Here is a 22,480-nt window from a genome sequence, read left to right on the forward strand (position 1 = left end):
GGAATATGAAAATGAAATTATTTAAAAAGATTAAGAAGTATTACAAAATTATACTACCTACTGTAGTTATTACTTTAATTGTAGCTACAGCAGGATATTTGGCATTGGGAAAATTAACATAAGAAAAAGCACCTAATGGTGTATTTGTAAGCAATTATATAAAAGGCGTTACTCAACTATCAGTTGTGGAACATCAATATACTGTGATTGATGAATTTAACAATTCTAACGAAGTTGATTTATTTATTACAAAAGTGAATGTGCCATTTACAAAGAAACACTTCATTGGAACATTTACAGGTACCATAAATTATGGATTTGATTTGGAAGAAATGCCGAAAGCAAAAATCAATGACATTACAAAGACAATAACTTTAAACATACCAGAGATATATAGACTAAGTCATACTATAGATGATAAATCATTAAAATATTTTGATGAAGAAACAAATATATTTAATCCAATTAGCATAAAAGATGGTGACAAGTTTAGAGCAGACCACAAAAAAGATGCTGAACAACAAGATATAGAAGATGGCGTATTAGATTATGTACATACTAAAGCACAAGAAAAAATGGAAATGATTGTTCATGCAAAATTCGATACTTATAAAGATTATAAAGTAAAATGTAATTTTACAAAACAAGATACCATCAAAGATAAACCAAAAACAAACTTTGCTGGGAAAACAGTTAAAGAATAGAAAAAATAGCAGATAATTTCGTCTGCTATTTTTTTTATGATTATGTTATTCAACGTATGGTGTCGCTTTTGAACCTTCTTCAAGCTTGACATTTCGATATTCTATTTCAACACCTTTAAAACCAGTTGCTGGAATTTTATTTGCCCCACCAGAAGTTATATCTAATACATACCAGGTGTGTGAAGTATCTGTATATTTAAAAGTTCCATGTAACTGCATCCATTTACCGTTGTTATTTGGAGGAATATTGATAACAACATAATCAGCTTTAGAATAAAATTCATCCAGTGCTATATGAGGGTCTCTAAAACTAAGTTCAAGAAGTACGCCACTTTTTGTTAAATTTTTTGTTCTAATTTCTGCTGACAACGTATAGTTTTTACCCACTTCTAATATTCCGCTAATAGCAGAATAGTAGGGTCTAATTGATGCATAATTTCCAAAACGTTCATTATTAAGAACGGTTATTTTATTTTTGGAGTCATATTTACTGTTGTTTGGGAAGTCCGAACCACCCAAAGAGACTTTGCTAGAGTTTTTTATTAGATTCTCATTTGGAGCAAGTTGTCCCTGGTAAGTATCAATCGTATCGGTTAAATTATCTCCTGCAATTTTCAACAATCCTTTTCCAACAACCGTACCATTTTCGTTTATATCACCAATGCACCCAATAATACATAATAACAATGAAATAATAATACATACAATTACTCCAGTTGTATGTTCTTCAAAACAACGTTTCATATTATGTAAAATTCCTCCAATCTTTAAAGCTTTTATGCGCCAGTTACTTATTGTTAAGATAGCAAAATTGTCGGGGGGGGGTACATTATATAAGAAATAAAAAACACCTTTATCTTAAATATAAAAGTGTTTTGCATGAAATGATTGTAAATTTTTTTATATGTATTTCTTAAATACTTTCTTGATTTTTAACATTGCATTCATAGTCCATTCAAATTGATTATTCCATTGAGTTTTATCTTTAAAATCCACATTACATTTTGTAATAATACGACTTGATTTCTTTTCAGGTAATTCTTTCCATTCAAAATTTAATTCACATTCTTTTTCAATCGATTCTTTGTTTGCAAATAAAGAACGAAATAATTCTTTATCTTTATTAATACTAAACTCTACAGTAATTTCGTTTCTGCTATGTAATTGACCAACTGAAATCCAATATTTAGATGAGCCAATTGAATAATTCATCCAATGGTCAAATGAAGGAGACCTACGAGAAAAATTTCTTGAGAATTCTTTATTTTGAAATGCATAATTTTGGAAAGCAACCCAATAATCGTATCTTTGTTGTTGAGTTTCATTGATGTTATTTTTCTTTTTGATTTCTTTTGTCCAATCATTAGGCTTTTCAACAACTTCAAATTTAACAGCAGGGTCAGAGTTTCCAATACGATATAGTTTGATTTCGCAAAGGAAGAATCCAATTTCATCATCTGTATGATTATTCAACCATTCAATTGCAGCTTTATGTTCTTCACGTGCGTGTTTAACAAGCCAAATTATTATATTTGCTGATTTTCCAGATGCATATGTAATAAGTTTTCCAAGATGGTCATGGTTGGTATCTTCTAATTGATTTTCAATGATTATTTTCTTATCTGTTCCAACTTCAGAAGCAAGAACATCCAAGCTGAAATCACCAACAGATGATTCTGTTTCATTTATTGAAATATCAATTCCAATAGCATCAGAAAGTATTTCTATATTTTCTTCTTTTGCAAGCCATGGCGTGAAGTCCTGAGCTTCATGTGGCCATACAGTACGAAGGTCTTCGATTTCTTCTAATTTACTTAACTTACTTAAAACTGACATATTTTCATTCCTCAAACTTTCTTGTTTAAACTATGTATATTTTATCATATTTAAATACTACAAAATATAATTTTGCTATTTTTTATATCTCAATCTTCTTTGTTCAAACCATCCGATATTTTTTTAAATATTACTTGATTTATTTTTGATATTGCTAAAAATACTTTGTATATATCTAAAATTTACATTAATTTTATTGCTTTTACGCTAAATATAAAAAAAGAACCTACGATGGTTCTTTCTCATCAAGTATTCCATTATCTAAGTCTTCTAGAAATGTTGAAACTTCGTCAAATCCTTCTCGTACCATTAAGTTTTCTTCAACTCTGTTGCTTAAACAAGGTTTGTCCAAATCGATTAAAGTATTAGCAGTTACTGGAATTTCATAAATTTTCCTATTATAAAATAGCTGAGGCTCTCTATCCACAAAAAAATTGACGGTTGTTTTTTCTTCTTTACGATATCTTCTTAGTACTGTTCTTGATTCATCTTTTTTCGGCATTTTGTAAAAATCATCTTCAACTTCACAGACAAATGTCTTGAATCCATTTTCATCTAGAATAGGTGCTTCAACAAAAAGGGCGTTTAGACATCCGTATATGATAGCTTCATTGTAGCTTTTATATTTTTGTAACATTGCTTCATATTTGTTTGGTTCATATAGTTCAAAATAATCATCATCTTCATACTCTTCATCTTCCTCATAGAAGTATTCGTCATCTTCGTCGTACAATTCTTCTTCATTATCCATAACATCTGTCAGCTCAAATATTTTATTCATATGTAATTGCTCCTTTAGATTTTTTTGTTAAATTAATTATATGATATTTTTTAATTTGAATGCCACTAATTAAGAGACATAATTGCAATTATTTAATAAAAACAAGGATAACAAAAAGTAAAAATGATGAGAAAAGAATCTTGAAAAAAGGTTCTTTTTCTTTTGTGCAAATATAGAAGTTGCATATAAAAAAATGATATAATAAATGCATATTGAGCTTAATTAGAGAGGAATGATATTATGGCACGTACTTCTGAATATGAAATAGAAAATATATTTATAGACCGATTAGAAGGAATAGGGTATGAATATATAGACATAAATACATATGATGATGTTCTTTCAAATTTTAGAAATCAACTTGCTAGACTTAATGAAAAAAAGCTTAAAGAAAAAGGGCATGATGCATCATTTTCAGATAATGAATTTAATAGAATTATGATTCACATTGATAATAAGTCAGTTTATGAGTCTGCAAAAATATTACGAGATAAATATGTATTGCAATTAGATAACGGAGAAACTGTTTATATTGATTTCTTTTCACCAAATATTGACCAAAATAAATATCAAGTAGCTCATTAAATTACAATGGATAAAGACCATAAAGATGATGTTGTCTATAAAAATCGTTATGATGTAACAATATTAATCAATGGGATTCCTTTGGTACAAATCGAGTTGAAACGCCCAGGTGTGGAAATAAATGAAGCAATAAATCAAATCAATAGATACAGAAAATTTAGTTTCAAAGGTATTTTTAGATTCATTCAATTATTTGTTGTAAGTAACTCAGTTCAAACAAAGTATTTCTGTAACGAAAATGAAATGGTGGATGGACAATATAATCCAATTTTAAAATCATTAGTTTTCTTTTGGACTGATGAAAATAATAAACGTATCAATGACTTAAATTCTTTTACAGGAGATTTTCTAAGAAAATCTGTTATTACTGAAATTATTGATAAATACATGGTTATCAAAACTAGCGAACCAATTTTGATGGTAATGAGGCCATACCAAATTTTCGCTGTTAAAGCTGCTAAAAAAAGAGTACTGGAATCAAATCAAAATGGTTATGTATTTGCATGCACAGGTTCTGGTAAAACATTAACGTCTTTTAAACTAGCACAGATTTTAAGAGATGAACCTTCAGTTGATTTAGTTGTGTTTTTGATTGACCGCAAGGATTTGGATGACCAAACAGTTGATGAATATAATTCATTTGAAAAGGATTGTGTAGATAACACTGATAATACATACGTTTTAATCAAAATGTTAGAATCTTCTGAAAAGAAAATGATTGTTACTACAATTCAAAAAATGTCTATGGCAATAAAAAATCCTAAATATTCAAATGTGATGGTCACATATAAGGATAAAAAAGTAATTTTTATCATTGATGAATGCCATCGTTCTCAATTTGGAAAGATGCACGGGCAAATTCAAAAACATTTTGAAAGAGCAAATTACATAGGATTTACAGGAACACCAATATTTGAGAAAAATAAAGGCGCTGATGGGAGAACAACGGCGGATATTTTTAATGCTGGTAAAAAACTAGATGCATGTTTGCATAAATATATGATAAAAGATGCTATTGCTGACGGTAATGTACTTCGTTTTTCTGTTGAATATCAACGTACAATATTTGCAAAAAATTTGTCAATTAAAGGCATTGACTCAAAACAATTAGATGACCCTGAATATTGTAAGAGACATAATATAAGTATTGAAGAATTATATCATGATGAAGAACGTATTGAAGAAGTAGCAAAACATATAATAGAGCACCATGAACAACATGTGCATCCTCAAGGAAAAGATGTATATACTTCTCTTTTTGCTGTTGATTCAATTGAAACGTTACGTACTTATTATGACCAATTCAAAAAGTTAAATGAAGAAGCACCTGAAGAAAAGAAATTGAAGGTTGCTGCTATCTTTTCGTTTCAAGCAAATGAAGACATGGATGAAAAAGGTGACGAACATTCTAGAGAATTTTTAGATAGATGTATAGATGATTATAATAAATTATATAAAACGTCATTCAGTATTGAAACATTTGATGCTTATCGAAAAGACATCGCAAAAAGATTAAAACAAAAGGATTTACCACAGGTAGATATTTTATTAGTCGTTAATATGTTTTTAACAGGGTTCGATGCAAAACCATTAAATACATTATATTTAGATAAAAATTTAGTATGGCATACTTTAGTTCAAGCCTACAGTCGTACAAATCGTGTAGATAAAGTAACAAAACAATTTGGTCAAATTGTTACTTATAGAAACATAAAAAAATGGCAAGATGAAGCATTGACTTTATTTTCAGGCGATGGTAATCCAAATGAATATTTGTTAGAAAATTATGAATATTATTTAAACAAATGGATGGAACAAGTAGAAATTTTACGTAAAGGGACACCTACAGTTGATGATGCTGGCCGTTTGCAATCTGAAGATGATATTAGAAAATTTATTATTGCATTCCGTTCTTTATCAAAAACGCTTGCAACATTAAAGACTTTTTCTAAATTTGAATGGGCTGACTTAGCTGTTGCGCTAGATGAAAATGAATATGATGGATATAAAAGTTGGTATTTGTATTATAGAGATGAATCTGTTAGACCTGGTCCAAAAATTCCTGTTCCAGTTGATGTTGATTTTGATATAGAACTTGTTAGAACTGACCGAATTAATGTTGTATATATTTTAAATTTATTAAAAAATGCTAAAAAGCAACCGAAAACGGATGATGAAATACAACAGGATATCGATTTGATTTTAAGAGAAATCGAACGTTCTGATAATGAATCATTAAGACTTAAAAAAGATATTTTGAAACAATTTATCTTAACTAGATTCTATGACTTACCTGAAAACGCTGATGTTATGGAAGCATTTTCTCAATTTGAAAAAGAACAAATGATAGCAGATATTGAAGAATTTGCATTTGATAATGGTATTGATAAAACTGTAGTTTCTGAATTATTCTCATCTTATGTATTCAGTAGAAATATATCTGATGATGATATTAGAAAAAAACTTTCAAGTTATAAATTAGGTTTATTGAAAATGACTAAAATGACAAAAGATATTAAACAATTTATTGTAGATACTTATAGAAAATATAAGGCAGAAGGAGAGTAAAGAATGGATATTACAAATGAAACGAATAAATATCAAGCCCAGGCGAATGAGCTATCTCAAAAATTATGGGCGATAGCAAATGATTTGAGAGGACAAATGGATTCTTCTGAATTTAAAAATTATATTCTTGGTGTTATATTTTATAGATATCTTTCTGAACGAACAGAAACATATATGAAAGAAATTCTAGAAAATGATGGATTAACATATGGAGAAGCCTTCGAAAGTAATGAATTCCGTCCTGTAGTAGAAGAATGGTCTTTATCTAAATTAGGATATGTTATAAAACCAGAAAATCTATTTCGTAATTTAATTCGCAAGATAAATAAATTTGAAAATGATGATGACAAATTTAGTGTCGAAGATTTCGAAAAAGCAATTAGTGATTTAACCGGTTCAACAATGGGTCATGAATCAAATAAAGCTTTTGACGGGTTGTTCAGTGATATGCGTTTGCAAGATACTCGATTAGGAGAAACTGTATCTGATAGAACAGAAATGATATCACGCGTTATGAATCGTGTTGCTGATATTGATTTTGATTTACAGGATTCTCAATTTGATGTTCTTGGTACAGCATATATGATTTTAATTGGTTTATTTGCATCTGATGCAGGAAAAAAAGGAGGAGAATTCTTTACTCCTGCTGGACCTTCAAAATTATGTGCAATGTTAGCAGCATCGGGATTAGACGAAGCAAAAACAGTTGGTGATTGTACTTGTGGTTCTGCATCAATGTTATTAGAAGTACAAAAGCATCTTTCTACACATAAGGTAGGGCACTTTTACGGACAAGAATTAAATGCAACAACTTACAACTTGAGTCGTATGAACATGATTATGCATGGTATAGATTGGCAAAATTTTGACATTTACAAAGGTGACACATTAAAAGATGATAGATATGGTGATAAATTAAAGCTTACTATTCAAGTTTGTAATCCACCATACAGTTTAAAATGGAGTGCTGATAAGAAATTTTTGGATGACCCACGTTATAGTGGGCCGGGTAAATTAGCTCCAAAAGGGCAAGCTGACCTTGCATTTGTAGAACACATGATTTATCACATGGATGATTCGGACGGGCGTATAGCTGTATTATTGCCACATGGTGTGTTGTTTCGTGGTGGAGCAGAAGATGCAATTAGAAAATATATTATCAAAGAATTAAATCGTTTGGATGCCGTTATTGGATTACCAGCTAATTTATTCCATGGTACAGGAATTCCTGTTTGTATATTGGTATTAAAGAGCAAAAGAAATGGAAATTCTGGAAATGTTTTATTTATTGATGCATCAAAAGAATTTAAACCTGGTAAGAATCAAAACATTCTAGAACAAAAACATATTGATAAAATAGTAGAAGCATATGAAAAACGAGTAGATATAGATAAATTTGCTCATGTAGCGGATATGAACGAAATTATTGAAAATGGTTATAATTTAAATATCCCAAGATATGTCGATACATTTGAAGAAGAAGAACCTGTTGATTTGAATGCTGTGAGAAATAGAATTAAAGAGCTTGATAATGAAACACAAGAGGCAATTTCTAAAGTAGAAAAATTTTTGAAAGAACTTGGATTATAAAAGGAGTGATGCTTGATAATGGAAGAAGGATTATTATTATTTGATAGCAACATTGAGCACCCTTTAAATCAATTATCTTTAGAAAATCAAAAATATATAATTAGTATTACTATGCATCAATTTAGAGAATTTCCATTGTGCGGTGGCGGATATGATGAAGAAGAACTTAGATTTTATGATGGAGTATTAGGAGGCCTTATACGTACTCGTGACAGAATAATTGAAAATAATTATATTAATTTGATACCTGGCTATTTGGACTTTTGTTCAAAATGGGAATATCACGGTGATATTTACCGTGTAATAGATAAAGCCTATGTGTGTCCGAAAAATAGAGAGCCATATATGCGAATGCCATCTATCAGATGGCATGGCATGGTTGCATCTTGGAGTAGTTCGTATGATTTTACAAAGGGATTCAATAAAATTGGAACAAATACAAAATATACAATTATCCATGCAAATACTGGAGACAGTGCAGGGATTGACGTAAATAAATTTAGTCAATACTTAGGGAGCTATAATCAATATACAGCTTGTGAAAATGAGATTATTTTTCCAATGAAAAAAGGTTTTGTAGTAAAAGTGTATAAGAATATTACACCTACTGAATTTAAAAGCTTGATGGAAAGAGGTAAATGAAAAATGCGAGAGCCTAAATTGCGATTTAAAACTAGTGATGGAAAGCAGTTCCCAAATTGGGAAGAAAAAACATTTAATGATGTTGCAGATTATAAAAAAGGACCGTTTGGTAGTGCATTAAAGAAAGAAATTTTTGTTTCAAAGTCAAATGATACAGTGAAAGTTTATGAACAACAGAACGCAATTTCTAAAGATTGGAAACTCGAAAGGTATTTTGTAACTAATGAATATTTTCAATCAAAGATGAAGTCATTTGCTGTATCTGGTGGTGATATTATTGTTTCATGTGCCGGGACTATTGGTGAAATGTATGAATTACCAGATGATGCAGAGGAAGGAATTATAAATCAAGCGCTTATGAGAATACGCATTAAAAAATCAGTAATTAATAGTATGATTTTTAGATGTGTATTTGACAAAATGATTTCTACGGAAGGGGTTAAAATTAGCAATGGTTCAGCATTGAAAAATATTCCACCGTTTGCAGACATGAAAAAACAATCTGTATTTATTCCATCATTTCCAGAACAGCAGAAAATTTCTGAGTTCTTATCAACAATTAATACAGTAATTGAAAAACAAAAGGAAACTGTATTTGCATGGGAGGAACGTAAAAAAGGTGTAATGCAGAAGCTGTTCAGCCAGGAAGTAAGATTCAAAGCAGTCGATGGAAGTGATTTTTCAGAGTGGGAAGAAAAGAAGATTGATGATTTGTTTTACAAAGTAAATGAACGTAACAATGGTCAGTTCGGTAAAGATAAATGGATTTCTGTTGCAAAGATGTATTATCAAGATGAAGATAAAGTTACATCTAATAATATTGATACTCGTACATATGTTATGAGGATTGGCGATATGTCATTTGAAGGTCATCCCAATAAAGAATTTAAGTACGGAAGATTTGTTGTAAATGATATTGGAGATGGAATCATTTCAGAATTATTTCCAATTTATCGACACAAAGAAAATTATATTTTAAAATACTGGAAGTATGCAATTCAAGTTGATTCTATTATGCAGAAAATCTATAGAAAATCAATTACCTCATCTGGGGCATCATCTAATAAATTAGATGATGATGATTTTAAAAGGCAAAGCATTTTAGTTCCTTGTCTTGCAGAACAGCAGAAAATTGCGGATTGTCTTTCATCATTGGATGAAGTAATCGAGAAGCAGAAAGCAACATTAGCTGCATGGAAAGAACTGAAAAAAGGTCTGTTACAGCAGATGTTTGTTTAATAAATATAACTACATACATAATAAAAAAACTAACCTCATAAAATGGTTAGTTTTTCTATGCTTATTTTTCACTTAAAAATATTATATTGATTCAATATCATCAATGGCATTGTAATCAATAATTACTTCTTTTTCGCCCATTTCATCAAAATAGGCAAAGATATTATCTTTCGAAATCTCTGATTTCCAGACTTCTCCAGCTTCATCAAATCTATGTGCAAACCATTCAGCTTTATCTTGTGAAAGTGTCCAGGATAAGGCTTTTTTATTATCCTTGTTCTTATCCGTTACACCACGATAAATTGTTACAACGTTAGGTAAAAATTCAAAAACTTTAAAGTCATCCTCATTCATCAAATATTCTTTATTTGCTTTTTTGAAATAGCTGAGTAACTCTTTATTAGAAACATTGATATTATTGTTTGCATTTTCGTCGTTTAACCATGAGAAATTAAGCATTTCAGCAAAATCTTTTTCATCCAAATATTCTTTAACATATTTGAAATATGTCATCCTATAAGGAGCACGCATCATATAAAAAATATCAGATATACAATTACATCCATTTATAATTTTTTCTTCATAGAAGGCCATTACTTTTTTCATATTTTCTTCACTTTCAAAAATATTTACGATTTCTCTTTTTACAGAGCAAAAAGGAGAATCAAAGAAAGGATGAGAGACAATAATAGAAATTTCTGTTGGCTCAGCATCCAAATGGAGAAAGTCGATTGCTATTTCTTTACATCTTTGTAGGTCTGTTTTCATTTTCATCACCTTTATGATTATATCAAAATTTTAATAATAGCAAAATAAGGAATATTTGACGATTAGTGATGTAACAAATATTGTTTTTATTGCTTAAAAGATGCAACCACTTACCAAACGACACTTTATCTAGCCAAACAACAAAATTCGACATGATTTGTATGCTATAATAGTTCTTGAAAGAAGAATATTTTTAATAATTTAAAAATTTAAAAACGTTAAAAAATGTCAAAAAAATACGGAGGAAGATATAAAATTGGAAGAAAAACAAGTAATGCAGGTTGTCCTGAATAAGAAAAAATATAATCTTGCGTATGTAAATGATGAAGCTTTTGCTTATCTATCGAATGTTGAGATATATAAGCTTTTATGCAATGCAACATATTATGAGCTAACACATGAACAAAATACTTATCGTAACAGTGAAGTGTTAGAATACAAGGGTTGGCTTTTGGTTTGGGGATTTCTAGGAGAAATTATCCAGTACATAACAAAAAGAAGTTCAGAAAAAGATGCCTTAAAATGCTTTAATTTTGCTAATCATTTAAAAATCAAAATTGAAGAGAGATTTAATTTTAATCATTTATATGGAAAAATTTTAAGAGAAATTGATAGCATGGGGCAGTTTGAATCTTTTTACCCAAGGTTTAAAGAAATTGAAAATGAAATGAAAGAAGAAAACTCAGATTATTTCAAATATTGGTGCATAATGACTAATCAAATGTGCTATGAAAAATTGCAAAATGAAGAGTTTGATTCACAATTTGCTGATTTTGTTGATAGTCTAGATAGTTGGGATAAAAGAGAAAATTATGTATTTAAACAAGTTTAATGTTTTGAAAAAAAGAAATATAAATTGGAGCGTCTATTTTGAATGCTCCTTTTTGTTTTTTATAAAAAATGTTGTGGATATAGTCAATCATAATTATAATGAAATTAATATTTTAAAGGAGGTCTTGCTATAATGAATATATTAGATTTACAAAATAAAAGATTTATGAATGAACGTAATTTCTATTTTTCGCTTGCGTTATCTGAAATGTTTTATTATAAGCTAAACAGCATTTTGATTTGGAAAGATGAGAGATATTTCTTCTGTATAAATGATAATGAGCAATTCATTAATGAATATGGCGTTTTTAATACGTTGATTGAACTATTAAAGGCATCGTTGGAAGATAACGATTTTGAAAAGCTTAAAAGTATAATCCCTTTAGAAAATACTAAAATAAAACAAGAAGAATCATTCAGATATTACAGATTAATCAAAGAGGTATTTAATGAAAATAAGCGAACTATCTCTTTTGAAACATATAATGATTTTGAATTTTTGAAATTGAATACTTGTAAAATTGAAATCTTAAATAACATGGATAAATATACGTCTGATAATAATATCAAATATTTCTCAAGAGATTTGAAAATAACAGATGATAAAGCCTTTGATAATAATGATACTGTAAGATTGTTATATATGAGCAAGGATAAAGTAATGACAGTAATCGATGTAAATGATAAAGAAGAAAAAATAAAGATAAAGAATTTTACAGATAAAATTTTCTTTCGTGCTTTTGGCATTAATGAAAACCCTAGTTGGAATAATTATCAAGAATTTTTGGAAGACAGATGTGTTCCAAGAACAAGATACAATATTGATGAAATTTTGAAAGATATGGGAATGACAGAATATAATTCGTTTGAATTCATCAAAAGAACGCAAGGGCGTATGGCCGATGACAAAGAATGGATTCTTTTGGGAGATACTTCATATATTTTAGAAAAGGACGAATAAAGAGCATATAAAAAAGGACATAGCATTTAAAACAAGATGAATGTTATGTCCTTTTGTGTTTTTTTGTATTAAATTGTTTAGATTATTTAAGAATATTGATTAGTTCATCAGCGCGTTCTCTAACAAAATCTTCAATTAATTTCAGTCTGCTTTCTGAAAGGTTATATTTAAGATGCCGAACAAATTTAAAGTTTTTTAGTTTTTCCAAGTCAGCAATCATATTTTTGGTGCATATCGCTTTTACAAGGTCATTAAATGAAATCCCATAATAGGAAGTACAATTATTTTTTGCATACTTTTTTAAAGAAGAAAGGTCTTTCATTTCAAAATCATCAGCATATGAAAATAAGCTAGCACCATTATCAAAAATAGGGCATAATCCTATGATTTCCATAGTATGATTATTTACTAATAATCCAAAATTACCAAAGTGTCTATCTTTGTTATAAATTAGTGCATCAAAGAGTATCATTCTTTGAAAATCAAGATATACATTTGATAAAATATCATTTTCAATTGATATTTTTTTCAAAAATTCATTTATATTTCCAATATTTCCACTTGGAACATAATAAGCAATAGGTATATATCCAGCGTCTTTTGATGTAAATATTTTACAAGTTGAAGCGAGAATACCATTCCATTCTTTTAAGTCGTATTCTACGTGCCTATAGCCTAATCTTTTAGCAATTTGACTTGCATAATATTCTGAATAGGGCTCAAGATTTTTATCTTGTTTTGGATTAATACCGCCTTTGAAAAGTACTATATCATTTTTTGCTTTTTTCCATCCTTTTGGAAGTAATCCAGCAGTTGTGAATTCAGGCGAAGGGGACTTAAGTGATAATAAATCAAATTCCGCATTTAATCCTGAAAAAGCAGCAAATGAAATTTCATTTGAAAAAGAATTGTCATATAAATTCACATCATCATATTTATCATCTTTATCTTTTTTGCAAATCCAATAGGCATCATTTAATGAAAGTCCTTTTGAAATATCTAATAATGATTGAATATTATTTATATTTAATTCCATATTTTTCATTAATTCTTTCATATTTCTTCTTTTTCTTGGAGCACTTCTCCTTTTTAACCAGATTGCTAATCCGTCATCTGACAGCATTAAAGAAACAGGAAATAATTTTTTATGATTGTTGTGTATTTTGATTATATGAACAGTATTTAAAGACAAGATGTCTTTATTGAATTTGAATTCGATTAATGGTATATCAAAAATTTTTAAAACATAAATATTATTTTTTTCTGTTTTCATTATTTCATAGACCCACCTTGATAAGGATATTTTAAAGCATAATACATTTTCGATTTATATATCTTTTGATTTTTTTCTAAAATTCGCTAACGTCATCGGTATAAATATGTTTTGTCATATTATATAATACTCTTGTATTTAATAATACCGGTTCAAAACAAGACCGCGAGTTGTATATGTCTTAACTGATGTATATAAAACCTACATTGTAGGTACTGCTCGAAACGTTTTGAGCAACGTAGAAGCTATAACAGACTGCTCGTTTTATTCGTTCTGTTTTTTTTAACAAATACAGAAAAGAAAGAAAACTATATTTTTTATAATATAATGCATTTTCAATCTTTGAATAACAAGACCATAAGTGATGCTCTACGGATTCAAAACCTACCGCGTGTTCGCGTGCAGTTGTTTAGAAAAGTCATTATAAGAATTATCAACGATTAATAAATAATCAGGATGAAGAGCATTAATTAAAGAAATATTTTTAATCATTAATGGTTCTGTTTGACTGTTTAAACTTAAATCAATTTCTTCAAATTCAAGCAATTGACCTCTTTTATAATTAACCATTTTTTCTACCCTCCTAATCAATTTAAATATAGATATATTTTAACACATTAAATAAAAAAGACCATTTTGTTCCGAAATAAAATTTTAAAGAGATTGTATGATATCTTAATAGTGTATTACGAAAAGCATTAATACTTAAATTAAGGCGGTTTTAGGAGGTATATATGAACGAAAATGAGTTATTGGAATGTTTATCTATTGAATTGGAATCAATTGCTGAGACATTGATTTTGGTTCGAAAAGATGAAAAGTGCGACGAACATATCAAAAAGGTGTTGAATAACCAAATCGGTATGCTTGTCTTTTGTCAAAAAGAAATACATGAAATAACAAAGTTGATTAAATTAAATAAAGCAATGAAAAAAGAACTTTCTAATTAAGAAGATATTTCTTTAAAATATTAGAAGTTCTTTCTTTTTTTGTATTATTCCTTTTTCATTTTCTTTTATAAGAATTTATATTTTTCTTCAAATTGGAACGATTGATATCATTTATTGCATCATCCACATATTTATTACTTGAATCTTTAAAACTAATTTGAATATTATGAAATTCCTTAAGCATTATTTTTGCAAATGCCATCATATCGTAGCATATTGGAGAATTTGTATGATTGATACCATCGGTTATATGGTCAAACATATAAGACCATTGCCTTATACCGGGTTCCGTATCGTTGTAAGGTAGGTTATTTTTAAATTTTCTTACCTCATCAATTTGATAAACATATCGAGATATCTGGTAGCAATGACATAACATTGAAATTTCATTTTCGAATATTTTTGTGTTGATATAAATGACGTATTCTTTTGGAATAAATCTAACTTTTTCTATCTTGTATCCAATATCACGAAAATCTTCTGAAATAAACTTTAAATCTTGACTGTATAGTTCTGTTCTTGAAGATGTTTCATTGACAAAATAGATTTCAGGTGTCTTTATTTTCAACAGGGTAGTAGCACGTTGAATTGTTTCAATGCACTTTTTTGACAGAATGATTTGATTGTTATCCATTATTTCTATCAGCATCCTTTCTTTTTTACTTTTCTTTTATTTTTGCTTCACTTATATTTTTTATACTTTTCCATTTTTCTTTCATAGTCTTCTCGATTTTTTGATGTTGCTATGAAATAAAAGTTTTCAAAATAAGGGTAATTTGTTATGCAATTAACGTTTTTCAAAACACTATCGTAATTTGACTTAACAGCTTTTTGTTTGAAAAGATGGGAAGGGTGGAGAAAAATATATATAATTGCCTTTTTAACTTCTTGTGTTCTGCATTTATCACCCTTGACTTGTTTTACACAGCAATACATCATATTGAATTTCCTGAAAAAATAGATAATGCTAAAGATGCCTTTATATTTTCGTGTAAGAATACTGTTTTGATTATCATTCTTTTTCATATCCAAAATTACCTCTCTAATAATTTATAACACGTTTTTGACATAAAATAAATGAAAAGTATCTAAATTAGACACCTCATAATTGTATTTTTTAATTTAATTGTAATGAAAAAGCCCTTAAGCTCTTAACTTAAGGACTTTTAAATATTGAAAAGAAAGATTTAGTCTTCTTTTTTCTTTTTTGTAAAGAAATACATAGCACTTGATAACATAGCCATTAGACTGAATCCTACAATTGGAGCTTCGTCGCTAGTTTTAACTGTTGTTTCTTTGCTTGAATTAGTAACCGTAGGGGTAGTTGTATCTTTTTTTACAGGAACTGGGTCTTTTATAATTTCAAATTTCTTTGTAAATTCTCCGTCATATTTTTCACCATTCATTACAACTTTAACAGTTGCAATACCAGGTTCAATGTTATTTTCATAAGTTACAGTATATTCAGATTTATCAATTATATTTCCTAGATTATCTTTAACTATAACATCTGGTTTAACTTCTTTACCCGTATATTTAGAAGATTCAATGGTTGAAACAGTATTATCTGTAACATATCCATAAATTTTAAATGTTTTCGTAAATTCACCATCATAATTATTTCCATTCATCTTAATCTTAACAGTTGCTGTTCCAGGTTCTTTATTGTCTTTATAGGTAACAGTGTATTCAGAACTATCTACTATATCCCCAAGATTGTCTTTAACAACTACAGATGGTTTGATTTCTTTACCTGTATATTTTGAGGCTTCAATAATATTAATTGTATCTTCACTGATGTAGCCGTAAATTCTGAAATTTTTAGTAAATGTTCCATCATACTTCACACCATTCATGGTAACTTTAACAGCAGCAATACCTGGTTCTTTGTTATTTTCATAAGACACAGTATATTCAGATTTATCAATAATATTTCCTTGATTATCTTTTACAGTAATATCAGGCACAATAGAATTACCAGTATATTTAGATGATTCGATAGTAGAAATAGTATCTTCTGTTATATAACCATAAATTTTAAACGTTTTTACAAACTGTCCTACATAATTGACTCCGTCCATAGTTACTGTAACTGTTGCAGTACCAGGTTCAGTATTACTACTATAAGTCACGGAATATTCTGAAGCATCTACTGTATTACCAAAACTATCTTTTACAACAACAGCAGGGTTTATTTCCTTGCCAGTATATTTAGATGTTTCAATAGTAGTAATTGTTTCTTCTGTTATATTTCCATGAGTTTGAACAAACAAATCATAATTATCTTTAGCATTGTTATATGCAACCAGCGCATCATCATAGTTCTTTTGAGCATTTGAAAGATTATTTATTGCTATAGCAAGAGCGTCATTTGCATTTTGAAGATTTTGATTTAATACAGATACATTTTCTTGAGCAGCAATATAGTTATTCACTGTTTCTATTAAATCAGTTAATGTTGTATCACCATCGAAAGGACCAAATGGTGTGGAATTTTGAACAACGATTTTCAAAGAATTTGAATTATTAGAATATTTTGCTTTGATATCATTCCATTGAGAAATAGCAGTTTCTATATTTGAAAAACGTGTGTTCTTTTCATTGGAAACTTTTTCAGCAACTTCAATTTTAGGTTCCAGTTCATTCAATTGAGATTGTGCATCACTGATAGATGAAAGGGTACTTTCGTGTGCGTCAAGTGCATCATTATACGTAGCAAGCGCAACTTTGTAGTCATCTATTGTTTTGTTATAACTATTAATTATTTCTGTATAATTTTCTACTTTTTCTTGCTGAGAATCACGTACTTGTTGGAATTGTGTTTTTTGTGTGGTGTTACTATTAATTTCGGCTGTGATGCTTTCTATTTCTTTAAGTTTTGCGATTTCTTGATTAGCTGTATTAATGTTTGCCTGACACATAGTAATATCAGAATTAAAACCATCTATTTCATTTTGAAGCAAATTTATACTAGAATCAAGATTTGAAATTTTAAGTTTAAGAATTTCCATTCTAGACTGTTCTTCTTCTGATTTTGATTCTATTGCTTCTAATTTTTCCAATTCTTCTTGATAACCATCTCTTTCCGTTTTTTTGAGGTCTAGTTCTTTTTGGGATGTTTCTAAATCTGTTTTACGTTGTTTAATACGTTCGTTTGCTTTACTTATTTCTTCATTATACTTGTCTTTGTTCCAAGTTGTATAATCTTCATTTGCTAACGTTTTTATTACATTATTTAAATCTGCATTTTTAGCGGCAATTTGAGTATCTAATTCTTCTATTTTACGATTAAATGATATTACATTATTTTCAGATGCTTGTTTTGCTTGTTTTACACTGTCAATATTGCCTATTGCTAGCTTATAATCGTTTTCTAAATTTTCTTTGTTTGTTTTAGCTTCAGTAAGAGCTTTATTTTGTTCTTTTTCTATTTCTTGATTTTGTTTAATTGATTCAATTAAATCAGTTTTTTGTCCGTTAAGCATGTCAAAAGATGCTTTTGCAGCATTCATTTCTTTTTCCCTTGGTGTGTATTCATATTCAAGGATATCGTCAATTTCTTTTTTAGCAGTAGAAATGATATCATTATTATCTTTGACATCTTTTTCTGCATTTATGACACTTGTTTCTGCTAGTTTTTTTGTATCCATTGCACCTTTTAATGCAGTGAATGCAGATAAAAGTTCAGCATCTTTTTGTTTTAATTCATTAGCTAATTCAGTTTTACGAGTTGGCTCGGTTGTTGCTTGTGGAACAGTAATAGGATTATTTGTATTAGCAAGAGCCTGAACTTGTTGGATAATACCAGCAGGCAATGATGTTGTCGCAGTGATTGCTGTTGCAACACTTAAAGTTGCTTTTAATGTCATGTTAATGTTTTTGCTCTGTTTCATATGAACGCCTCCTTATATTTTTTTATGAGACCATGCATCTCATCTAATTTAATTATAAATGATTAGAACTCTGACTGTCAATTATATGAGAACCTAGATAACCGATATTTTTTTAAAAGTTAAAACTAAAAAAATAAGAAATAAAAAAAACAAAAATACATAGTATTCAGTTATCATATCTATAATATTTGGTTTATTATTTATTTAAGAATTAAAGAATTAAAGAAAAAAAATAAAAGGCTGGAGAAATAAGGAGGAATGTTTATGCTAAGCAGAACGATTACAGAAAATGATGATTTAAAGTATTGTATTATTGATTCCATAATTTCGGATAAAAATGTTAATGTGTATGTAAAATATGCATGCGAAATTGTTCATCTAACAAGAACGATAATAAGAGATTTGCATGATAAATTATCCATGTATGATGATTGGTCAGACAAAATAATTGATTACTATAAAAAGCTTGAAAAAGATTTTCTAGAAATTGAAAACAAGTTTATGGGAGAAATTACATATTTTACATTTGATATCAAAACAGAAGATAAAGTTTTTTCCTTTGATAATAAGGGGATTAATGAATTGAATGAAAAATTGGTTGAATTGATTGGAAGAGCAAGCAAAATAGACAGAGAAACAGGAGAAAGTGAAGAAATGGAATATTAATATTGAAATAATAGAAAAGAAAAAAATTATTAAAAAAAATAAAGAGTGGTTTGAAATTCGAAAATTGATTAGAAACCACTTTTTATATACGGTATTTTTATTAAAAAATAATAAATACTTATCAAATCTTTGATTTTTGCCAGCTTTTATTAATAAAAAAATATCATGTATAAAATTAGACACCTATAATACGGTGTCGCAAATACCGTGAGTATAGAAACTATCACTTTTTTGATACGCTAATCATGTGGTAAGAATAAGAGAAAAAAAGAGAAAAATAAAAAAATATCAAAAAAGTGCATTTTTCGATGCCACGAGTATAGAAGATTATATCTTTTTGGTATGCTAATCATGTGGAAAGAAGAAATAGATTTCCAAGTAAGATTGATGAAAAATCAAAAAAAATAAAAAAATCCCAGTTTGATTTGCCATAACTGGCATTAAAAAAATATTTATGATAATGTATAAGCACAAAAAAAGAAATTATCAAAAAAGTGTAAAATAAAATTAAGGAGGTGAAACTCATGGGGATGCATGAAAAGAAGGGTAAGTATTTATCCTATCTGTTACGACATCATCCTGAAGCGTGTCATTTAGACATGGATAAAAAAGGATATGTTGATGTTCAACAGCTTATTGATAATGTTAATGAATATAGCAAGTATTCCTTAACATTCGATGAATTGCAGGAAATTGTTGAAACTGATGATAAGCAAAGGTTCAAATTTGCAAAAGATAAAATCAAATGCAATCAGGGACATTCAATCCCATGGGTTGAGCCTGAACTTGATTATGATGTTGTTGTTCCTGATACTTTGTATCATGGTACTACCGCTGAAGCCTATGAAAAAATTAAAAAAGATGGCTGTATCAGCAAGATGAAAAGGCATGCAGTTCATATGCAGCAGGATATCAACAAAGCTTGGAAGTCAGCAAAGAGATGGCATAATCAAAAACCAATTGTTTTAGAGATTGATTCAAAGCAGATGAATAAAGGTGGTTATTCCATTGGAGTGACAGACAATGATGTATGGTGTGTCGAATCGGTACCAATAAAATACATCAAAAAGATTTACGAGAATTAAATAAGAAGTTAAAAAACAAGAACTTTTGAAAATTTAAATTTAACTAATTTAACAAGTTAAACAAATTTCAAAAATTAAAATTCTTGGAAACTAACAATAATTCGTATCAAAAACGAATTACTGAAATTTATGATTGCTTTAAAAAAATTGAATATTGAACACAGATTATTATTAACAAATTATTAAAAGTACAACATTTGTCATTATGTTTGAATATTTAAATATTTAAGCATGATGTTTAAAACATTTGATGGAGTATTAAGTACATCCATATAAATCATTAGAATATGTACTTTATCTGAGTTGTATAAAACTTAAATCTTTTTAAACAGTTTAAATAGTTTAAGTAATTAAAATAGATTTAAGATGACTGAAATAATCTGAATATTTTAGAAGAAGTAAAATCTTCTGAATGTATAAAGCGTTCAAATTATCAATTCTATTTAAGCAAAAAATAGAAAGTAGGTAATTGATATGAAAAGAAGAAAAGTGAGTTTTAAGGATTTAATTAAGAAATTTATTTGTAAGGCTGAAAAGGTTATAAAGGTTAAAGAGGGTAAAGTGGATTTTCAAAAGTTCTTGTTTTTTCTATATAAAAAAGTAGGTACGACAGCTTCATGTGAGGTGATAACACATGAAAGTCATTAAAGAATTCAAAATAAAAAATAAATCTTGCTATAGAGTACAAGAAATTATTAAAGAACAAATCATTTCGGATAAAGTAATTAATGTTGAGCAATATTCAACATATATTGATGGAAAAAGAAAAACAATTATTTATCATACGGATAAAACATTTGATGAAGATGTTTATAAATATTTAAATAACGAGATTAACTTTCTTTCTGAAAACACTCAAAGAAAATTTGGATGTGCATTCAAAGTAATGACGGTTTGGGAAGAAATTATAGGAAAAAGATTTACTGAATTTAATTATAGGGACGTACAAAAATTTGTATTTTTCTTGTACGGAAAATCGTCTTTAAGTGGCACAACAAAGATGGAGTTAAAAACTTGTAGAAGCAGTGAAACAGTAAATATAATCCTATCAGAAATAAAAGCATTATATAAAAGTGTAAAGCAAATATTTGGTTATGAAGAAATTACACCATTTGATAATTTATTGAAAGAAAGAAATTATTCTAGTCCTAGAGTTTATCTTGGAAATGAAATTTCAGATGCGTTAGGAAGTCAAATGTATAAAGAAGTACCGAAATATATTAAACAAGAAGAATTTAATCATCTTTTGGATATCACTCAATCAAAGCCATTACCAAAAAGAACCAAAAAAAATAGAAATAAAATTCGAAAAATCAAAGCAACAAAGTTGAGAGATGATATCATGCTTTGCCTTATGTTTCATGGTGGTTTGAGAATAGGAGAGGTACTCGGTTTAACTATGGAAGATTTTGAATTTGTTCAAAATGATAATGGAGAAAATCTTTGCAAAATCATTATTCGAAATCGTGTATCAGATAAGAACTTTCAAAATGCTAAGACAGTTCAAAATGTAAAAGAAAAAACAGCTTATAGAACTTCAACTTATTATGAAAAAGATATTGGTTATCAAGAAGTTTATATTCTAGAAGATTTGGCAGGCCTATATGAAAAAATAAATGACTATATTGATAGTTTCCATAGATACGCTGAGAAAAAATTAAACGCTAAATATAAAGAAACAATTGCAGATGCAGTTGGAGAATTTAAGAAAATAAAAAAAACAAACCATTATTTATTCCTAAATGAATTAGGTGGATTGTTAAAGTATAGTGCTTGGAATAAACATTTAAGACAAATTTACGAGGATGCAGGACTTCAGGTGGATTTTGAAAGTAGAAAAGTAAATCTTTCGCATCGACTAAGACATGGCTTTGTAATGAAATTAATAAGTGATTATAAAGTTCGTTCGGACGCTGATTTGGTTTATATAATGAAAAGAACAAGACATAAATCAATTCAAAGTCTGTATGTATATATAAATCCAACACCAAAAGAAATTATTAATCAACAAGTAGAACTTGAAAATTTTATTTTGAATAATCAAGACAATGAAATGGATAAGGATGATAACTAATTATTAAAGATTTTATCTGGATTGGATATTACAA

The 22,480-nt window shown here is 28.4% G+C and carries 21 protein-coding genes; 13 read left to right on the forward strand and 8 right to left on the reverse strand.

Annotated features, from left to right (window positions below; translation table 11 throughout):
- Positions 1-158 precede the first annotated feature (158 nt).
- The gene (locus C7U55_RS05250; protein WP_106987658.1) at positions 159-704 is read left to right on the forward strand and encodes a DUF4230 domain-containing protein; all 546 of its coding nucleotides are present in this window, start codon (positions 159-161) and stop codon (positions 702-704) included.
- 45 nt (positions 705-749) lie between these two features.
- On the opposite strand, the gene C7U55_RS05255 is transcribed toward C7U55_RS05250, so the two are convergent.
- From C7U55_RS05255 to C7U55_RS05265, 3 genes are all read right to left on the reverse strand, one after another.
- The gene (locus tag C7U55_RS05255; RefSeq protein ID WP_106987659.1) at positions 750-1,448 is read right to left on the reverse strand and encodes a hypothetical protein; all 699 of its coding nucleotides are present in this window, start codon (positions 1,446-1,448) and stop codon (positions 750-752) included.
- Between the two features lie 156 nt (positions 1,449-1,604).
- The gene (locus C7U55_RS05260) at positions 1,605-2,540 is read right to left on the reverse strand and encodes a DUF4268 domain-containing protein (RefSeq protein ID WP_106987660.1); all 936 of its coding nucleotides are present in this window, start codon (positions 2,538-2,540) and stop codon (positions 1,605-1,607) included.
- 226 nt (positions 2,541-2,766) lie between these two features.
- Positions 2,767-3,321 carry a hypothetical protein gene (locus tag C7U55_RS05265; RefSeq protein ID WP_106987661.1) on the reverse strand — a complete coding sequence of 185 codons (555 nt, stop codon included), beginning with the start codon at positions 3,319-3,321 and terminating at the stop codon, positions 2,767-2,769.
- A gap of 240 nt (positions 3,322-3,561) precedes the next feature.
- Here C7U55_RS05265 and C7U55_RS13765 point away from each other — a divergent pair, with 240 nt between their 5' ends.
- Genes C7U55_RS13765 through C7U55_RS05285 form a run of 5 tightly spaced genes read left to right on the forward strand, consistent with a single transcriptional unit; the run spans position 3,562 to position 9,945 of the window.
- Positions 3,562-3,906: a hypothetical protein gene (locus tag C7U55_RS13765; protein WP_204638401.1), complete on the forward strand. Its 345-nt coding sequence runs from the start codon at positions 3,562-3,564 to the stop codon at positions 3,904-3,906.
- 6 nt (positions 3,907-3,912) lie between these two features.
- The gene (locus C7U55_RS05270) at positions 3,913-6,474 is read left to right on the forward strand and encodes a type I restriction endonuclease subunit R (protein WP_204638402.1); all 2,562 of its coding nucleotides are present in this window, start codon (positions 3,913-3,915) and stop codon (positions 6,472-6,474) included.
- Positions 6,475-6,477: 3 nt separating this feature from the next.
- On the forward strand, positions 6,478-8,064 hold the full coding sequence (locus tag C7U55_RS05275; RefSeq protein ID WP_106987662.1) for a type I restriction-modification system subunit M: 1,587 nt from the start codon (positions 6,478-6,480) through the stop codon (positions 8,062-8,064).
- 18 nt (positions 8,065-8,082) lie between these two features.
- Positions 8,083-8,706 (forward strand): hypothetical protein, encoded by a 624-nt coding sequence (locus C7U55_RS05280; protein ID WP_106987663.1) that lies wholly within the window; start codon positions 8,083-8,085, stop codon positions 8,704-8,706.
- 3 nt (positions 8,707-8,709) lie between these two features.
- The gene (locus C7U55_RS05285) at positions 8,710-9,945 is read left to right on the forward strand and encodes a restriction endonuclease subunit S (protein WP_106987664.1); all 1,236 of its coding nucleotides are present in this window, start codon (positions 8,710-8,712) and stop codon (positions 9,943-9,945) included.
- Between the two features lie 81 nt (positions 9,946-10,026).
- Here C7U55_RS05285 and C7U55_RS05290 read toward each other — a convergent pair whose 3' ends face one another.
- Positions 10,027-10,719: a hypothetical protein gene (locus C7U55_RS05290; protein WP_146139609.1), complete on the reverse strand. Its 693-nt coding sequence runs from the start codon at positions 10,717-10,719 to the stop codon at positions 10,027-10,029.
- 250 nt (positions 10,720-10,969) lie between these two features.
- Between C7U55_RS05290 and C7U55_RS05295 the strand changes: the two genes are divergently transcribed.
- Positions 10,970-11,545: a hypothetical protein gene (locus C7U55_RS05295; protein WP_106987666.1), complete on the forward strand. Its 576-nt coding sequence runs from the start codon at positions 10,970-10,972 to the stop codon at positions 11,543-11,545.
- A 132-nt stretch (positions 11,546-11,677) separates the two neighbouring features.
- Positions 11,678-12,505, forward strand: a complete 828-nt coding sequence (locus C7U55_RS05300) for a hypothetical protein (protein WP_106987667.1) — start codon at positions 11,678-11,680, stop codon at positions 12,503-12,505.
- An 82-nt stretch (positions 12,506-12,587) separates the two neighbouring features.
- On the opposite strand, the gene C7U55_RS05305 is transcribed toward C7U55_RS05300, so the two are convergent.
- A complete protein-coding gene (locus C7U55_RS05305) occupies positions 12,588-13,778 on the reverse strand; it encodes a HipA domain-containing protein (protein ID WP_106987668.1) in 1,191 nt (396 codons plus the stop codon).
- A 384-nt stretch (positions 13,779-14,162) separates the two neighbouring features.
- On the reverse strand, positions 14,163-14,348 hold the full coding sequence (locus tag C7U55_RS05310) for a hypothetical protein (protein ID WP_106987669.1): 186 nt from the start codon (positions 14,346-14,348) through the stop codon (positions 14,163-14,165).
- Positions 14,349-14,512: 164 nt separating this feature from the next.
- Here C7U55_RS05310 and C7U55_RS05315 point away from each other — a divergent pair, with 164 nt between their 5' ends.
- Positions 14,513-14,728, forward strand: a complete 216-nt coding sequence (locus C7U55_RS05315; RefSeq protein ID WP_106987670.1) for a hypothetical protein — start codon at positions 14,513-14,515, stop codon at positions 14,726-14,728.
- A 55-nt stretch (positions 14,729-14,783) separates the two neighbouring features.
- Here C7U55_RS05315 and C7U55_RS05320 read toward each other — a convergent pair whose 3' ends face one another.
- Both C7U55_RS05320 and C7U55_RS05330 read right to left on the reverse strand, forming a co-directional pair.
- On the reverse strand, positions 14,784-15,362 hold the full coding sequence (locus C7U55_RS05320; protein WP_106987671.1) for a hypothetical protein: 579 nt from the start codon (positions 15,360-15,362) through the stop codon (positions 14,784-14,786).
- A 553-nt stretch (positions 15,363-15,915) separates the two neighbouring features.
- Positions 15,916-18,621, reverse strand: a complete 2,706-nt coding sequence (locus C7U55_RS05330) for a coiled-coil domain-containing protein (protein WP_106987673.1) — start codon at positions 18,619-18,621, stop codon at positions 15,916-15,918.
- Between the two features lie 264 nt (positions 18,622-18,885).
- Between C7U55_RS05330 and C7U55_RS05335 the strand changes: the two genes are divergently transcribed.
- From C7U55_RS05335 to C7U55_RS05345, 4 genes are all read left to right on the forward strand, one after another.
- The gene (locus tag C7U55_RS05335) at positions 18,886-19,287 is read left to right on the forward strand and encodes a hypothetical protein (protein ID WP_106987674.1); all 402 of its coding nucleotides are present in this window, start codon (positions 18,886-18,888) and stop codon (positions 19,285-19,287) included.
- 524 nt (positions 19,288-19,811) lie between these two features.
- Positions 19,812-20,372, forward strand: coding sequence for an RNA 2'-phosphotransferase (locus C7U55_RS05340; RefSeq protein WP_204638403.1), 561 nt, complete (start codon positions 19,812-19,814; stop codon positions 20,370-20,372).
- Positions 20,373-20,846: 474 nt separating this feature from the next.
- Positions 20,847-21,020 (forward strand): hypothetical protein, encoded by a 174-nt coding sequence (locus C7U55_RS13525; RefSeq protein ID WP_155522377.1) that lies wholly within the window; start codon positions 20,847-20,849, stop codon positions 21,018-21,020.
- Positions 21,007-22,446, forward strand: coding sequence for a tyrosine-type recombinase/integrase (locus C7U55_RS05345; protein WP_106987675.1), 1,440 nt, complete (start codon positions 21,007-21,009; stop codon positions 22,444-22,446). Before C7U55_RS13525 ends, C7U55_RS05345 begins: the two co-directional genes overlap by 14 nt.
- Positions 22,447-22,480: the final 34 nt, after the last annotated feature.

It is taken from the genome of Faecalibacillus faecis (assembly GCF_003024675.1).
Lineage (GTDB): Bacteria > Bacillota_I > Bacilli_A > Erysipelotrichales > Coprobacillaceae > Faecalibacillus > Faecalibacillus faecis.

Coding starts and splice junctions, on each gene's coding strand:
- C7U55_RS05255 (WP_106987659.1), bottom strand. CDS start 1,448: ATGAAACGTTGTTTTGAAGAACATACAACTGGAGTAATTGTATGTATT.
- C7U55_RS05260 (WP_106987660.1), bottom strand. CDS start 2,540: ATGTCAGTTTTAAGTAAGTTAAGTAAATTAGAAGAAATCGAAGACCTT.
- C7U55_RS05265 (WP_106987661.1), bottom strand. CDS start 3,321: ATGAATAAAATATTTGAGCTGACAGATGTTATGGATAATGAAGAAGAA.
- C7U55_RS13765 (WP_204638401.1), top strand. CDS start 3,562: ATGGCACGTACTTCTGAATATGAAATAGAAAATATATTTATAGACCGA.
- C7U55_RS05270 (WP_204638402.1), top strand. CDS start 3,913: ATGGATAAAGACCATAAAGATGATGTTGTCTATAAAAATCGTTATGAT.
- C7U55_RS05275 (WP_106987662.1), top strand. CDS start 6,478: ATGGATATTACAAATGAAACGAATAAATATCAAGCCCAGGCGAATGAG.
- C7U55_RS05280 (WP_106987663.1), top strand. CDS start 8,083: ATGGAAGAAGGATTATTATTATTTGATAGCAACATTGAGCACCCTTTA.
- C7U55_RS05285 (WP_106987664.1), top strand. CDS start 8,710: ATGCGAGAGCCTAAATTGCGATTTAAAACTAGTGATGGAAAGCAGTTC.
- C7U55_RS05290 (WP_146139609.1), bottom strand. CDS start 10,719: ATGAAAATGAAAACAGACCTACAAAGATGTAAAGAAATAGCAATCGAC.
- C7U55_RS05300 (WP_106987667.1), top strand. CDS start 11,678: ATGAATATATTAGATTTACAAAATAAAAGATTTATGAATGAACGTAAT.
- C7U55_RS05305 (WP_106987668.1), bottom strand. CDS start 13,778: ATGAAAACAGAAAAAAATAATATTTATGTTTTAAAAATTTTTGATATA.
- C7U55_RS05310 (WP_106987669.1), bottom strand. CDS start 14,348: ATGGTTAATTATAAAAGAGGTCAATTGCTTGAATTTGAAGAAATTGAT.
- C7U55_RS05315 (WP_106987670.1), top strand. CDS start 14,513: ATGAACGAAAATGAGTTATTGGAATGTTTATCTATTGAATTGGAATCA.
- C7U55_RS05320 (WP_106987671.1), bottom strand. CDS start 15,362: ATGGATAACAATCAAATCATTCTGTCAAAAAAGTGCATTGAAACAATT.
- C7U55_RS05330 (WP_106987673.1), bottom strand. CDS start 18,621: ATGAAACAGAGCAAAAACATTAACATGACATTAAAAGCAACTTTAAGT.
- C7U55_RS05335 (WP_106987674.1), top strand. CDS start 18,886: ATGCTAAGCAGAACGATTACAGAAAATGATGATTTAAAGTATTGTATT.
- C7U55_RS05340 (WP_204638403.1), top strand. CDS start 19,812: ATGGGGATGCATGAAAAGAAGGGTAAGTATTTATCCTATCTGTTACGA.
- C7U55_RS13525 (WP_155522377.1), top strand. CDS start 20,847: ATGAAAAGAAGAAAAGTGAGTTTTAAGGATTTAATTAAGAAATTTATT.
- C7U55_RS05345 (WP_106987675.1), top strand. CDS start 21,007: ATGAAAGTCATTAAAGAATTCAAAATAAAAAATAAATCTTGCTATAGA.